Origin of the sequence: Microcoleus sp. MON2_D5 (assembly GCF_036701905.1) — a bacterium.
Classification (GTDB): Bacteria; Cyanobacteriota; Cyanobacteriia; order Cyanobacteriales; family Microcoleaceae; genus Microcoleus.
The window spans coordinates 70,916-84,344 of the sequence record NZ_JAUBRM010000005.1 but is presented as its reverse complement, the minus strand read 5'-3'; the positions used below and the strand labels follow the sequence as shown (position 1 = coordinate 84,344).

The 13,429-nt window shown below is 44.9% G+C and carries 15 protein-coding genes and 1 riboswitch; of the genes, 3 read left to right on the top strand and 12 right to left on the bottom strand.

From position 1 onward, the window contains the following. Window positions 1-29 precede the first annotated feature (29 nt). Window positions 30-1,373, bottom strand: coding sequence for a glycosyltransferase family 4 protein (locus QUA47_RS03195; RefSeq protein WP_333429690.1), 1,344 nt, complete (start codon window positions 1,371-1,373; stop codon window positions 30-32). A 76-nt stretch (window positions 1,374-1,449) separates the two neighbouring features. Between QUA47_RS03195 and QUA47_RS03190 the strand changes: the two genes are divergently transcribed. Beyond that, window positions 1,450-1,920: a tetratricopeptide repeat protein gene (locus tag QUA47_RS03190; RefSeq protein ID WP_190656060.1), complete on the top strand. Its 471-nt coding sequence runs from the start codon at window positions 1,450-1,452 to the stop codon at window positions 1,918-1,920. Between the two features lie 128 nt (window positions 1,921-2,048). Continuing rightward, a complete protein-coding gene (locus QUA47_RS03185) occupies window positions 2,049-3,005 on the top strand; it encodes a glycosyltransferase family 2 protein (RefSeq protein WP_333429727.1) in 957 nt (318 codons plus the stop codon). A 232-nt stretch (window positions 3,006-3,237) separates the two neighbouring features. Here the strand turns inward: QUA47_RS03185 and QUA47_RS03180 are convergent, their stop codons facing one another. Together QUA47_RS03180 and QUA47_RS03175 are read right to left on the bottom strand one after the other, a co-directional pair. Further along, complete coding sequence (locus tag QUA47_RS03180; protein WP_333429689.1) at window positions 3,238-3,744, bottom strand: DinB family protein; 507 nt, start codon at window positions 3,742-3,744, stop codon at window positions 3,238-3,240. A gap of 53 nt (window positions 3,745-3,797) precedes the next feature. Next, complete coding sequence (locus tag QUA47_RS03175) at window positions 3,798-4,079, bottom strand: antibiotic biosynthesis monooxygenase (RefSeq protein WP_190733824.1); 282 nt, start codon at window positions 4,077-4,079, stop codon at window positions 3,798-3,800. Between the two features lie 206 nt (window positions 4,080-4,285). Here QUA47_RS03175 and QUA47_RS03170 point away from each other — a divergent pair, with 206 nt between their 5' ends. Beyond that, window positions 4,286-4,987 carry a diacylglycerol/polyprenol kinase family protein gene (locus tag QUA47_RS03170; RefSeq protein ID WP_445302478.1) on the top strand — a complete coding sequence of 234 codons (702 nt, stop codon included), beginning with the start codon at window positions 4,286-4,288 and terminating at the stop codon, window positions 4,985-4,987. A gap of 207 nt (window positions 4,988-5,194) precedes the next feature. Here the strand turns inward: QUA47_RS03170 and QUA47_RS03165 are convergent, their stop codons facing one another. The 9 genes from QUA47_RS03165 to QUA47_RS03125 form a co-directional block, all read right to left on the bottom strand. Continuing rightward, window positions 5,195-6,043 carry an ABC transporter ATP-binding protein gene (locus QUA47_RS03165; protein ID WP_333429688.1) on the bottom strand — a complete coding sequence of 283 codons (849 nt, stop codon included), beginning with the start codon at window positions 6,041-6,043 and terminating at the stop codon, window positions 5,195-5,197. Window positions 6,044-6,259: 216 nt separating this feature from the next. Continuing rightward, on the bottom strand, window positions 6,260-7,126 hold the full coding sequence (locus QUA47_RS03160) for a methyltransferase domain-containing protein (RefSeq protein ID WP_333429687.1): 867 nt from the start codon (window positions 7,124-7,126) through the stop codon (window positions 6,260-6,262). Window positions 7,127-7,145: 19 nt separating this feature from the next. After that, window positions 7,146-7,586, bottom strand: coding sequence for a hypothetical protein (locus tag QUA47_RS03155; RefSeq protein ID WP_333429686.1), 441 nt, complete (start codon window positions 7,584-7,586; stop codon window positions 7,146-7,148). A gap of 156 nt (window positions 7,587-7,742) precedes the next feature. Next, window positions 7,743-7,887: riboswitch (cobalamin riboswitch) on the bottom strand. A gap of 6 nt (window positions 7,888-7,893) precedes the next feature. Continuing rightward, window positions 7,894-8,025: a hypothetical protein gene (locus tag QUA47_RS03150; protein WP_333429685.1), complete on the bottom strand. Its 132-nt coding sequence runs from the start codon at window positions 8,023-8,025 to the stop codon at window positions 7,894-7,896. A gap of 271 nt (window positions 8,026-8,296) precedes the next feature. After that, on the bottom strand, window positions 8,297-9,712 hold the full coding sequence (locus QUA47_RS03145; protein WP_333429684.1) for an ABC transporter substrate-binding protein: 1,416 nt from the start codon (window positions 9,710-9,712) through the stop codon (window positions 8,297-8,299). 107 nt (window positions 9,713-9,819) lie between these two features. Continuing rightward, on the bottom strand, window positions 9,820-11,217 hold the full coding sequence (locus QUA47_RS03140; protein WP_333429683.1) for an ABC transporter substrate-binding protein: 1,398 nt from the start codon (window positions 11,215-11,217) through the stop codon (window positions 9,820-9,822). Window positions 11,218-11,320: 103 nt separating this feature from the next. After that, on the bottom strand, window positions 11,321-12,127 hold the full coding sequence (locus tag QUA47_RS03135) for a PspA/IM30 family protein (RefSeq protein WP_333429682.1): 807 nt from the start codon (window positions 12,125-12,127) through the stop codon (window positions 11,321-11,323). A 144-nt stretch (window positions 12,128-12,271) separates the two neighbouring features. Further along, window positions 12,272-12,523, bottom strand: coding sequence for a hypothetical protein (locus QUA47_RS03130; protein ID WP_333429681.1), 252 nt, complete (start codon window positions 12,521-12,523; stop codon window positions 12,272-12,274). Next, entirely contained in the window at window positions 12,499-13,368 is an 870-nt protein-coding gene (locus QUA47_RS03125) for a leucine-rich repeat domain-containing protein (RefSeq protein WP_333429680.1), read from the bottom strand. The genes QUA47_RS03130 and QUA47_RS03125 overlap by 25 nt, the downstream gene beginning before the upstream one ends. Between the last annotated feature and the right edge of the window lie 61 nt (window positions 13,369-13,429).

Genomic DNA, 13,429 nt, shown 5'->3' with positions numbered 1-13,429 from the left:
TTTAGAATTTAGATTTTAGAATTTAGGGTTTAAAATTGCAATAGCCGATCGTACTGCCGACCTATGATATCCCAAGTGTATTGGCTTTCAACGAGCGATCGCGCGCTGACAGAAAGATCCTGTCTTAGCTGCTGATTTTCAAACAAACTGGTAATCGCCTCAACATACTCGTGAACTTTGTTCGCCCGCAAGGCCCTTCTCGGTTGTGGGCCGCCATCGACGGCTAAACCCTCCAAACCTCGATCGCTGGCAACGACGGGGGTTCCCGCAGCCATCGCCTCCAAAGTTTTATTTTTAATCCCAAAACCTATCCGCATCGGCACCACACAAACAGCAGCTTGATGCAAATATTCTGCCACCCTTTGCACCCGACCTACTACTTGAATTCCGGGGAGTTTCCCCAAGGCGAGCACTTCCGAGACTGGCGAAGCCCCGACTAGGGTGAGGGTGACATCAGGATACCGCTGCTGCAAAGGCGGCAGTATTTGCAAACTGAGAAACCGCGCCGCGTCAATATTGGGCAAATTGTTCATTGCGCCTGCAAAAATTAAGGTGTGTCCTCCCGGATCGATCGACCGGTACGGAAATTGGGTTAAATCCACGCCGTTAGGAATTACATCTATGGAAGGTACAAAAAAATCTTGTTTTCCTCGCACCTGAACCGGAGGCAACAGTAATTCTAGGAGTTGCTCTCTGTCTGTGGATGTTGTCGCAACAATGCGAGAGAATTTGGAACAGTAGCGTTTTTCGTAGCGGGCGAGTAGCGGTAAATTTAGTCGATCGCGCAGGGGTTTTTCCGACGTGCCGGTTGCTAACATTTCCCTGCAAGTTCCCCAAACGGAACTGTGAATGTTTGCCACTGTCAGCAGTTTTTGCCGCCATTCTGGACGCACGTAAATCTCATTAACGCTGTGCTCGCAGGTAACAGCATCGCATTTGCCTGCTGTTACCAATTCGTCTGCCCAATTCTGCATTGCTTGGGAGTAGCTTGACAGTACGTTGGGAGGTGTACCCGACTGCAAAAATCGACTGAATCTGTGGAATTTTCCTATTATTTTAGAGAACCCCCCCTCAGTCCCCCCCTTATTAAGGGGGGGAGGTAAAAATCCTTCCTCAGTCTCCTGGTGGAGTCTTAGCCCCCCCTTAGCAAGGGGGGGTTGGGGGGGTGTCTGCGGATGGGGAAAAACTGCCAGTTCTGCAACTTGCTGGCGCAATGCGTCGATTTGTGCGTCGGTGACATCGGGCGATCGTACAGTGCCGAGAATTACCTCATGTCGCTGGCTCAAGTATTGTAATAAATTAAACGTCCTTACCTGAGTTCCTCCGCGGCTTGGCGGATAGGGAAAAGTCGAGGAAAGCATCAAAATCTTCATGGGATGTGGAATAAATAAAGTTGCCGCTTGCGCGATAAAATTGATTGATAAAATCTTTTTAACAATCTTCGCACCTATGGACGAATTATCTGTTAAGGCGCTGCTCGAAGACTTGAAAAAGTCCGACGAAAGCGTGCGCGATCGCGCAACTACAGAACTCTGGCGCACTTGGTTTAACCAAAAGGGTGAGTATGGGATGCAAATTCTCAGGCGATCGCAAGTTTCGCTGGATGCAGGCGATGTTCACCACGCTTTGGATTTACTGACGAAACTGATTGCGGAAGCGCCGGATTTTGCTGAAGCTTGGAACCGACGCGCCGTACTTCACTATACCCAAGGAAATTATAAAAAGTCGATCGACGACTGCGAAATCGTCCTCAAACTGAACCCGGTACATTTTGGGGCGTTGCATGGTCTAGGTTTGTGCTACGCTGCCTTGGGAGAATACATAAATGCTATTCAAGCTTTTCGTCGCGCTTTGGAAATTCAACCTTTTGCTTTGGTGAATCAAAAGTTAATTCTCGAATGTACGGCTCGTTTGAGTTAAAATTAACTAGGGAGTGAAGGAAGAAAGAAGAAGGAAGAAAGAAGAAGGAAGAAGGAAGAAGAAAGAAAATCAATGGTTTCAGAATTTTTTCGTAATCTCAAATCTCAAATCTCAAATTGTCTAAGTTAGTGCCGAAAATTAGCGTTTGCATTCCTACTTGCAATCGAGTGCATCTGCTGGCTTGTGCGATCGCCAGCGTGCTAGATCAAACTTATACAGATTTTGAATTAATTATCTGTGATGACGGTTCCACTGACAGCACTCCTCTGTTGATGTCGGAATTTGTCGATCACGGGATTCGCTACATTCGCCACCCGCAGAATATCGGCAAGAGTAATAATATGCGATCGGGCTTTGCGGCGGCAAGGGGCGAATATTTTATCAAGTTTGACGATGATGATCGCCTGAGCGCACAATTTCTAGAGCGGACATCGGCTATTTTAGATAAAGACCCCAGCATCGATTTTGTCAGTACAGATCACTGGGTGATCGACATTCACAATTATATTGACGAAAGCCAGACGAAACTCAATTCGCAGCGCTGGGGCCGCACCGAGTTGTCGGCTGGAATTATTGAAGATTTGCTTTCTACAGTTTTTCTGAGACAAAGTTTGCAAATAGGGGCAACTTTGTTTCGCCGCCGCGCGCTGGAAGAAGTAGGATTTCTGCGGCCGAATTTGCAAAATTGCGAAGATAACGATTTGTTTGTGAGACTTGCGATTGCGGGCAAAAAATGCTATTACTTGCCGGAGCTGTTGATGGAGTATCGAGTCCATACAGGACAGCAAGGAGTCGATCGGGCAATTCCGTATTTAAGTGATAAATTGCGCTATTTGACAGGCTACGAATTTGATTCCGAGAAGTTAGAAACAGTCAGGCTCAAAAGGATTGCAGAAACTCAATTAGCGCTAGGTTTGCGGCTGATTGAGGTGGGTGAAACTGCAAAAGGGCGCCTGATGGTGCGGGCTGGAAAGTCTGTTTCTGAGGCGAAAATGTGGGTTGGTTTGGGATTGTCGCTGCTGCCCGTCGAGTGGCGGAGGAGGGCTTTTGCTGCGGTGCGGGAGTTGGTAAAAGGGGAGTTGTGAAGGCGTAGGATTTCGACAGAATAACCGGCGGTTGAAACCGCGTCTATACACACAAAACTCATAAGGCAACGGTTAAAAAGTCGGGGGTTAAAATCACGTTTATACAGACAAAACTCACCGAAACAAGTTTAAATTCTGGATTTTCTTGAGTCCCCCTCTGCTGGGACGAGAGGCAAGTGTAGAGGAGGTTTTAACCGCCGAGTCTTCAGGCGTGTAGCTATACAACCAGAAATTATCCGATTGATATAGCGGGTAGCCACGGAATATCTGTAACGCCTGGGTCGTAGCCAAGTTGTGTGAGTAGTGTGGTAATTTGCCCTCTATGGTGAGTTTGATGATTGAACATATGTGTCACCAGAACCCAAGTCGGTAGCACGCGGCATTTACCATCTACATTGCTTGTGTACTCAAACGGTTGGCTCAACCAGTCAGAATTAAGGTGTCTAGACCATTCTATAATTTGCCGATCCGTTGTCTCCCGTTCTGCTCTCAAAACCTCAAATTCAGCATACAGTTCTTGACCGATAACGGTACCCGAAAATGGGTGAAGAGTGAAACGACCCATCCATGCTTTGTCACCATACAGTAAGTGATTCAAACTGCCATGAATAGACTTAAAAAAGGCACCCATATCCTGTTTGCGCTGTTCATCAGGAATAGCCGAGCAGACAGAATATAAATTTTGATTCATCCAGCAATTGTACTCAGCCCTTAGCTGGTAGTAGCTACCGTCGTACATACTCAAAACACAATCACATAGTTTGAACAACTTACATTATACAAATAGGTCTTTCACAATACTCCTGACTCTAATTGGTCTAGATAAATAAACTCAGGAGCTTTAACTCCGGCTTCTTCTCTAATTTTAACCAGTCTAGGCGACTCAAAAAACGCCCTAGCATCTGCGATTGATGTCCACGCGGAGAAATGAACTATTTTGTTGGGTTCATTGTCATACTTCAAGACCTGATAGGAGCGCTCGCCAGCTTCTTTTCGGATGCTTTCAGCACGATCGAATACCTGTTTCCAAGCTTCATAATTTTCTACTTCATGAATAATTAAGACATACTGCATAGTAATCAGATTCTCTGAGCCTCTCAAAACTTCAAACGAATAATTTTATTAGACTAACTCACCTTGTCTCCGAAGCCGACCACAGGAGAGCGAGTAAATTATACCGTAGCGACGGTTGAAAATCCTCCCAACACCGAACAGAGCGATCGCGCTTTCCACTAAAGTAGTAAAGAGTGCCTGATGTAAATAAGTTTTTCCTAAATATCGTGTCTATATTTTCTGAAATTCCGACTGTGTGGTTGCAAATTTCCCTCGTGGGAGTCTGGTTGGGTTTGATTTTACTGGTAGCTGAAGGGTTAAATCGCTTTACTTCTGTCGATCCTGAAGTATCGCGGAAGGTGGTGCACATCGGTACTGGAAATGTGATTTTGCTGGCGTGGGGGCTGGAAATACCCGGTTGGGTGGGGATTTCGGCGGGGGTTTTAGCAGGTGCGATCGCCCTCATTTCTTACCAAGTTCCGATTTTGCCCAGTCTTAACAGTATCAACCGGAAGAGTTTGGGGACTTTTTTCTATGCTGTTAGTATCAGCGTTCTCGTAGCTTGGTTTTGGCCGCTACAGCATCAGGAGTACGCTGCTTTGGGCATTTTAGTGATGACTTGGGGCGACGGATTGGCTGCTGTCATCGGCCAGAAATACGGCAAACATATTTATCGAGTTTGGGGAATACAGAAGAGTTGGGAAGGTTCTGCAACTATGTATTTGGTGAGTTTTGCTGTTAGCAGTTTGATTTTGCTGACGGTTCAAGGCAATATTTGGCAAACTTGGGCTGTGTCTGCTGTTGTAGCTTTGGCGGCTGCTACTTTGGAGTCGGTTTCCAAGCTGGGAATTGACAATCTGACTGTGCCGATCGGCAGTGGGGCGATCGCCTTTTTCCTAAATCAATTTTTGATAATGGGTAATGTGTAATCTGAACTTACCCCCACGGGCGGCGTTGCTGGATAGAGATATGAATTCAAGATTTCTCAATTGCTATAAACGGCGTGGCTGAATAGAGGTATGAATTCCAGATTTCCCAATTGCTATAAGCCAAGTCTGGTGAGTTTTGTAACTTCAAGCGAAAAGGTAATTCATACCGTGAATCAGCAACGCCAATTATCAATTGTCTAAGTCTCGTTAAAGCAGCCGACGTGCTTGTAAAATTTGTTGTTGCCATTGCTCGAAAGCGGGGATTTTTGAGCGCTCGTCTGTTGGAAACATCGCCCTTATTTGCTCCATAAGCTCGATCGCCAGCGGTACGCCAAGCTGCAATTGTTCCAAGACATCCCGCTGAGCAAAAACGGTTTCCGGTGTTCCTTCTAAAATCAGTTTTCCCCGATCCATTACAAACACCCAATCAGCCCAGCGGTAGATGAAATCGAGGTCGTGACTTGCTAAAAGAATGGTGGTTCCGGTGCTGTGAATTTGTTGAAGTAAACCGATCAGTTGTCGGGTGTGACGCGGGTCGAGATAGGCGGTAGGTTCATCTAGCAGCAGCAGTTTGGGCTTGAGAACCATGATATCGGCGATGGAAACCCGCTTTTTCTGGCCCAAACTGAGATTGTGAATTGGTTCGCGGGCGAGTTCGCTTAGATCGAATTGCTCGATCGCCTGCTGCACCTGTTGAGCAATTTCGGATTCTCTTAAGCCTAAATTGTACAATCCATAGGAAATATCTTCTTCTACCGTCGAAGCTACTAATTGATGTTCGGGATTTTGAAAGACGAGTCCGATTTGTTGGCGCAGTTGCATCAAAGATTTGCGATCGTAGCGAAAGGGTTCACCTTGCCAGCTAATGATTCCCTGTTGGGGTTGATATAAGCCATTTGCTAACAGAAAAAAGGTAGTTTTGCCACAGCCATTTTGACCGATCAGCCCGCACCGTTTCCCGGCGGGGACTGTGAGGTTTAAATCATGAATTGCCGATCGCGAACCGCAGGGATAGGAGTAGGAAGTGCCAGCGAATTCGAGAATCCATTCAGACATATTCGTTATTTTTTACTTTTTATAGCCTTGTTCCCAGACTCTCCCTGGGAATAAATACCCGGAGGCTATGCCTCCAATTACCAATTACTGATTACCGATTTCCATTGTATAGCAATCCTTGCAGAAGTCGTAAACTTTTTACCCCACCCCAACCCTCCCCTTATCAAGGGGAGGGAGTAAGAAATTCACAAATGATTTAGGATTGCTATATTTGTGTCAGCCTTGATCTGATTTTGACAACTGCCAAAGTTGCATTTCATAACAGAGATGTTGCTCAAAAAGTTTGCCCGCTTCCAATCCTTCAACCACCAACTTCTTGAACCAGCGGCGAAATATCCAGCGCAGGAATTTGTGGACGGGGGGAACTGTGATCGCAATCAAATCGGCAACATAGATCATTGTATTTAGTCCATATCGGCGGAAAGTATCGACATACAAATCGATAGTCGGCAAAATATGGGCGGAAATATCCTCACTTTTTACTAAAGTGAATCCAGCCTGCTTTAAGGCTGCATGAAGTTCCGTAACAACATGACAATTAGAGAACATTCCCTCTTTATAATTAGCATCAGAGCGCAGCATATCAGCCAGCAAAACGTAACCGCCCTGATTGAGGATTTTGGCGGCACCGTTAGCAATATCAACAGCCGACATATACTGGCTACTTTCGCTAAAGAGAATAAGATCGTAGAAATGGGTTGCTTTGAAGTCTTCAAACCTCGTGAGGTGGAAGATTGCCCGATCGCCAGTACACTGGAGAAAGCGCTGCTGTTGGAACGGATCGGGTGCGAGCCCTTCGACTGCAAAACCTCGATCGAGCAAATAAGCCGCATTTCCGCCAATCCCACAGCCCACATCCAGTATCGTATGAGTGCCTTTGGGGATTGCATCCAACAGTTTTACAGTATAAGCTTGCTGAGCGAGGCGCAATCGTGCGATCGTTAGTTCGTCAGCGGGCACAGGTAGGGTTTCCCAATAGCCGTAGTGAAGGTAGGGCGAATCTGTCAGGCCCAAATAGTAATTAAGCGCTGCATTTTGGTAGCGAGTTACCTTGGAAATTGCGATGGATTTTGGCTGCGACATTCGGAAAATTTAGTAAGTTTTAGGATTTCGGGCAGAGTTGAAATTCTTCCCAGCGCTTGCATACTTGTTCATAGCACTCAACAGGAGAAATTGCCAAGCTTTGCAACAAATTGATATCAATCTGACCGTTGGCGATCGACAAAAATATAATTGCTTCCTTGGGTTCGTAGCCCGCAATGATTGGGAGCAAATTTGAAACAGTGTTTTCCTCTATTTCTAGTTGTTGCAAATAAACGGTTGCCTCCAAGTCGGAAATAAATTGCAGATCGTACTTGATAGTATCTACGCTCCAATTCACATAGCCGTTAATGGGAGTATTGATTTTGCAAGCAACCAAGCCCCGTCCTCGATTCAAAAAGCCATTCCAAGCAGTATGTCCGATCGGCAAAATATTCTGGTGAATAAACAAGTTTTGCCAGTAGCCAAAACTACCCTGCCAAACACTATCTTCAATTCGCATTTCTTTTCCATTAAAATAATATACGCTTCAGAACCCAGAGCGAATTACATCAGCGTTCATCTGTGTTTATCTGCTGATATCTGCGGTCAAAAAAGCCCAATCCAATAATTAAAAAAATAATAAACTCACCATCATCCATACCTCGCAGATGAAAAACAACAGGTAAACAAATCGGCGGGCATCCTGACTCAGAGTTCCAACGATCTCATTACAGTTGCGGGACAGCGCCGGATTCGCACCGAACTTTCCCCCTTGCGTCTGATGGCTGTTCTCCATCAGAGCCGATCGATATACGGGGATATTACCACTATTTGGGATATTTGACAAAAAAGCGATCGGACATCTGCAACAATTCTTGTGGGGAGTAGGGGTTAGGCATCCTGCCGGCCCAAGACTTCCTTTTCAAGTCTATATTGTGATTCGGTGTGTCGCCAGTCATCGGAACAATTTTTCCCTGGATAAATTCATGCCTATCCTGAGAATTTACTTCAGCTTATAGATATTTTTCTGCCGTGTAGGTTGGGGTTTCAACGGGCGCGATTATATACAACGCTCTCCTTTAATTTCCCCGTTTCATTTTGTCTTAATAATCATGTTAATTAAACATAAAAGTCGAGTTTAATCATGCTAAAAAACAGGCAATATACCTGTTCCACAAAGAGTTAATTTGATTGGGAAGTGGGCATCCTGCCCGATCGCACTTAACAAACTTACCGCAGCGGGACAAAGTTATAGCCAGTGCTTCCTCCTTGTTTAACTTCCACTAAAATCGGCTTACCAGCCCGATCGCCCGTGGGCAAAAACTTCACATCCTCGCTCGATCCTGCTGCCGAGAAATTCGGATTTCTGAGTGCTTGTTGCAACCCTTCCCGCGTATTGCTTTGCCCCAAGCCAGCGATGACAGCTTGAGTCGCGTCAAAACTCGTTGCGGTTCGCCAATTTACTACTCCTCCCCAGCGCTGACTGGCATTTTTAGGAAATGGATTGTTGGGATTAGTTCCAGGATGCCACGGAACAGGCAAAACAAGCCCGTCAAAGTCTTTTTGCCCGTCTTTTAGCGTTTGAAAGGTGTAAAGAGTTGAACTGCTGTAAAGCGCTAATTTGCCTTGATTTGCACGCGCTAGATCGATCGCGCGATCGATGCGATCGACGTGGGATGCTACCATCAATCCTTGTGCACCTTGGCTAACAGCATCCGCGATCGCAGTGTTAGGATTAAATGTCGGGGCTGACAAGTCGCAGACAATAGGAACTAATCTGCCACCTGATGCTGAAAGAGAAGCAATAAATTCATCCTTAAACGAAGCTTTGCCCGCAGCTTGAGAGTCGTAGCAGAAGGCAATATTGGTTTTGCCGACTTGTTTAACGATATACTCTGCTAAAGGAGCAGTCGTCGAGGCACTATTTAGCACAGTCCGAAAAATATAGCTGCCAAAACCTGACAAATTATTCGTACTGCTGGTAGGTGTGATCATCACCAGTTTCTTTTCCTGATAAATTGGAGCGGCAGCTAAAGACGCAGTGCTGTCATTGTGTCCGATTACCGCTAGAATTTTCTGGTCATTTGCTAATGCTGCTGCAACTTCTTTTGCAACTTCTGGACGGTTATTGTCATTGACAATTTCAACTTGCAAACCGGCACCGTTAATTCCTCCCCTAGCGTTGATTTCATCTTGAGCTTGGGCGACACCTCGGAGGATTTCTTGGGCGATGTTGGGGTTGCTGCCGCTCGGCACGCTGACGGCAATTTTAAGAGAAGTGCGATCGCTTACTCTGGCATTATTCAAATAGATTACCGTTTCCGGATCGTTGCGATTTTGTTGCAGCGAAGCCTGAAATTTTTGAACAGCTTCTTTGTAATCTCCTTTGGCAAAAGCTGTAACGCCTGCTTGTTTTTCGGCTGTTGTTTGCGATGTCAGCAATATCTGATTTCCTAAACTCATGCGAGTTGCGATCGCACCCGATAAACTCGATCTCGATGAACTCGTTGCCGATGTAGGTGTATCTGAACTTTTGGATGCCAATAAACCGGGAAGGAACTTGTATGCGCCAAACCCAATTAAGCCAAAAATGATTATAAAAACAATGGGTGGCGGACTTTTTCTTTTGTTAGTATCTTGATACATGATTTGTTCTCCTTATTTTGATATTGTTTGGAGGCTCTTCCTCCGAATACGCATTCCCTGGCAGAGCCTGGGAACAAGAATAATTAGTTTGATCGCACTTAACAAACTTACCGCAGCGGGACAAAGTTATAGCCAGTGCTTCCTCCTTGTTTAACTTCCACTAAAATCGGCTTACCAGCCCGATCGCCCGTGGGCAAAAACTTCACATCCTCGCTTGATCCTGCTGCCGAAAAACTCGCATTTCTGAGTGCTTGTTGCAATCCTTCCCGCGTAGTGCTTTGTCGCAAGCCAGCGATGACAGCTTGAGTCGCGTCAAAACTCGTTGCGGTTCGCCAATTCACAATTCCTGCCCACTGCCGACGGGCATTTTCTGGGAAACGGCTACCGGGATTAGTTTCTGGATGCCAGGGAACGGGCAATACTAAGCCGTTAACGTCTTGTTGTCCGTCTTTTAAAGTTTGAAAGGTGTAGAGCGTAGTGCTGCCGTAGAGTGGCAATTTGCCTCGATTGCTGCGAGCCAGAGAGATGGCACGGTCAATGCGATCGATGTGGGGTGCTAGCATCAATCCTTGTGCACCTTTGCTGACAGCATCGGCGAGGGCATTGTCGGGATTAAAAGAGGGTAAAGAAAAGTCGCAAACAGTGGGAACTAATCTGCCACCAGCAGCAGTAAGAGAGGCAACAAATTCATCTTTAAATGATATGTTATCGGGTGCTTGGGAGTCATAACACACCGCAATATTAGTTTGGCGTTCTGTTTTAACTACATATTCTGCTAAGGGAGCCGCCATGACGCTAATATTGGGGACTGTCCGAAAGATGTAGCTGCCAAATCCTGAGAGATTATTGGCAAAGCTCGTCGGTGTCACCATTACCAGTTTTTCTTGCTGATATATCGGAGCCGCTTCGAGAGACGCATTGCTAGCATTGTGTCCAATTACTGCTAGTATATTCTGATCTTTTGTCAATGTCTTTGCAACTTCTCTGACCACTTCGGGACTATTGTCATCGTTGACAATTTCTACTTGCAGTTTGGCGCCGTTGATGCCACCGATAGTATTGATTTCATCCTGAGCTTGGGCGACACCCCGGAGAATTTCTTGGGCGACATTAGGGTTGCTACCAATGGGAACGCTGACAGCAATTTTTAAGGAAGAACCATTGCTGGCTGTAGCCTTATTCAAATAAATAATGGCATTATTCAAATAAATAATGGTTTCGGGATCGTTGCGATTTTGTTGCAGCGAATCCTGAAAATTTTTGACGGCTGCTTGGTAATCTCCCTTGACAAAAGCTTCAACGCCGGCTTTTTTTTCTGCTGTTGTTTGGGATGCCAGCAATATCTGATTTCCTAAACTGATGCGATTTGCGATCGCTCCCGATGTATCTGAGCTTTTTCCCTTGAATAAACCGGGAACGAACTTGTATGCGCCAAACGCAATTAAGCCGAGAATAATAAAAACAATAGGCGGCGGACTTTTTGTTTTGTTAGTATCTTGAGACATAATTTGTTCTTCTTATTGCGATATTGTTTGGTGTTTGGATGCAGAGCCTCCGGGTATTCCCAGGCAGAGCCTGGGAACGATAAAAAGAACCTACAACTCTCGATCAATTCCTATTCTCCTCAACTGGTAAAACGTGCGAGTGATTGTACAAATTAAGTTCTAGCAGTCGGCGAGAAATCTCGTCGTCCAGCATCATGTTGTCGAGGTCTGCCGTCAGTTTTTCAGCCGGATTTTCCGATAATTCGACTAAGGCATTGGTTTGCAAGTAGCGCTTGTGGATAGATGACTGTGCCTCTTCAAATTGCGATTGCGCTGAATCGGTACTGATGCTGCCGTTCACTTTGGCAATATCCGCTAATGCCTCATTTACTTCTGACAAATCTTTGAGGTTTTGCAGTTCCATTTTGTAAGTTTCTAAACGCTGGCGTTCGCGATTCAATTTATCCTTATTTGCTATCAAAATTTGTTCGGATTGAGCAACTTGTCCTGCTAATGTTGGCAGCAATTTTTCAAGGGCGATCGCTTTTCCCATCGCTAAACGTGCGGCTGCTTCATTACCGTGATAATTAGCTAGAGTTGCCTGCTGTTCTAGTTGCATAAATTCTTGCTTTTTGCTGTCATATTTCTGTTTTGCTTGTTGATAACTTGCAGAAATTTTTGCAACAGATTCAGTTAGCTGAAGCACCGACTGCTGCATGAATTTCAGCGATTCTTGGGCAACTTGCACCGCAATTTTGTTGTCAGCTTCAATGGGCAATCCCCACATCCAATTCCACACGGCTTTAAGTTTGTAACTAGCGCGATTTCCCAACAGCCCGTGAATTAATTTCAGTGCGGCCAGCGCCGCTATACCCAACACAATAAAAGCCGTCGGGTTGGGATTATTTTTCTGTGGTTTTTGTTGAGTCATTTTGCATTCTCCTTGATGAGTTTACTCGGCAATTTTTGGTGTGAATCGAGCAAGTTATGTCGGCGAAAAATATAGTTATCCAGCAGCCTCATGTTTGTGTTTGGAGTGATAATCAGAGAACACTGACACCAAATTGAATCAATTTCAATTGAATACTGTTAACATAATCAAACAAGCTACGCTGAAAGTCAATTCATATAATTCATTAATTGATCTCATAAAAGTCATATTCAAAAAAAATGTTGCACTTAACCCTTGTACTTCTACAACAGCCTGTTGCGATACTGCTATGGTAAATTCATCTGTTTTTGTGCAACTATAAATGGCATAGTCTTGTACCTCTAATTGTCTTAACTGTAAAGTTGCAGCATTTAATTGCTGAGTTCCCAGTTGCATATAGACTCTGGCTTGAGAGGACAAGTTTTGGGGGCGATCGGATTTCCGCTGAGTCCGAGATCCTTAAGTTTAGTCAAAGATTGCAATGGTTTAATGTCGCTGATTTTATTGTTGCTGAGATTTAGTAAAGTCAGGTAAGTCAAGGATTGCAATGGTTTAATGTCGCTGATTAGATTGGTGTTGAGTTCGAGAAAAGTCAGGCTAGTCAAGGATTCTAAGGGTTGGATGTTGCTGATTTGATTGTTTATGAGTTCGAGATAATCCAGTTCAGTCAAGGATTGTAAGGGTTTGATGTCGCTGATTTTATTGTTGCTGAGGCAGAGATAAAACAGGTTAGTCAAGGGCTGCAAGGGTTTAATGTCACTGATTTTATTGTCCCTAATGACCAGCAAATTCAGGTTAGTCAAAGATTGCAATGGTTTAATGTCACTAATTTGATTGTTGTCGAGGGAGAGTTCAGTCAGGTTAGTCAAAGATTGCAAGGATTGAATATCGTTGATTTCATTTCGGCTGAGGTCTAGTTCAGTCAGTTTAGTCAAAGATTCCAAGGGTTTTATGTCGCTGATGTCATTGTTATCAAGGTCAAGTTTTGTGAGACGGGAAAGTTTCTGATTAGCCGCATCGCACTCAGTAGTCTTAGATTTCCGCAACAACACTTCAACAGTATGTTTAGCTTCAGGACTCAGAGAAGCTTTTTCGCGACACCAATCACCAAATGTTTTGTTTGCGCTTTGCGTTTCTGCTGCTAAAACCGAAAGTCCATTTCTACACGATCCTAAACCGATCGCACTAAAAGCAACTACCACCATCAACCTTGACAAATTCACGTATTTCTGTATAACCATAAACGTCATAATTTTGCACCTCTAATTCTCTGAACAGTAAAATCTTAGACAAAAAGCTTTC

What these genes read in the sequence shown, in the direction of transcription:
- QUA47_RS03195 (WP_333429690.1), bottom strand. Translation starts at nt 1,373, where the DNA reads ATGAAGATTTTGATGCTTTCCTCGACTTTTCCCTATCCGCCAAGCCGC.
- QUA47_RS03190 (WP_190656060.1), top strand. Translation starts at nt 1,450, where the DNA reads ATGGACGAATTATCTGTTAAGGCGCTGCTCGAAGACTTGAAAAAGTCC.
- QUA47_RS03180 (WP_333429689.1), bottom strand. Translation starts at nt 3,744, where the DNA reads ATGTACGACGGTAGCTACTACCAGCTAAGGGCTGAGTACAATTGCTGG.
- QUA47_RS03175 (WP_190733824.1), bottom strand. Translation starts at nt 4,079, where the DNA reads ATGCAGTATGTCTTAATTATTCATGAAGTAGAAAATTATGAAGCTTGG.
- QUA47_RS03165 (WP_333429688.1), bottom strand. Translation starts at nt 6,043, where the DNA reads ATGTCTGAATGGATTCTCGAATTCGCTGGCACTTCCTACTCCTATCCC.
- QUA47_RS03160 (WP_333429687.1), bottom strand. Translation starts at nt 7,126, where the DNA reads ATGTCGCAGCCAAAATCCATCGCAATTTCCAAGGTAACTCGCTACCAA.
- QUA47_RS03155 (WP_333429686.1), bottom strand. Translation starts at nt 7,586, where the DNA reads ATGCGAATTGAAGATAGTGTTTGGCAGGGTAGTTTTGGCTACTGGCAA.
- QUA47_RS03150 (WP_333429685.1), bottom strand. Translation starts at nt 8,025, where the DNA reads ATGACTGGCGACACACCGAATCACAATATAGACTTGAAAAGGAAGTCT.
- QUA47_RS03145 (WP_333429684.1), bottom strand. Translation starts at nt 9,712, where the DNA reads ATGTATCAAGATACTAACAAAAGAAAAAGTCCGCCACCCATTGTTTTT.
- QUA47_RS03140 (WP_333429683.1), bottom strand. Translation starts at nt 11,217, where the DNA reads ATGTCTCAAGATACTAACAAAACAAAAAGTCCGCCGCCTATTGTTTTT.
- QUA47_RS03135 (WP_333429682.1), bottom strand. Translation starts at nt 12,127, where the DNA reads ATGACTCAACAAAAACCACAGAAAAATAATCCCAACCCGACGGCTTTT.
- QUA47_RS03130 (WP_333429681.1), bottom strand. Translation starts at nt 12,523, where the DNA reads ATGCAACTGGGAACTCAGCAATTAAATGCTGCAACTTTACAGTTAAGA.
- QUA47_RS03125 (WP_333429680.1), bottom strand. Translation starts at nt 13,368, where the DNA reads ATGGTTATACAGAAATACGTGAATTTGTCAAGGTTGATGGTGGTAGTT.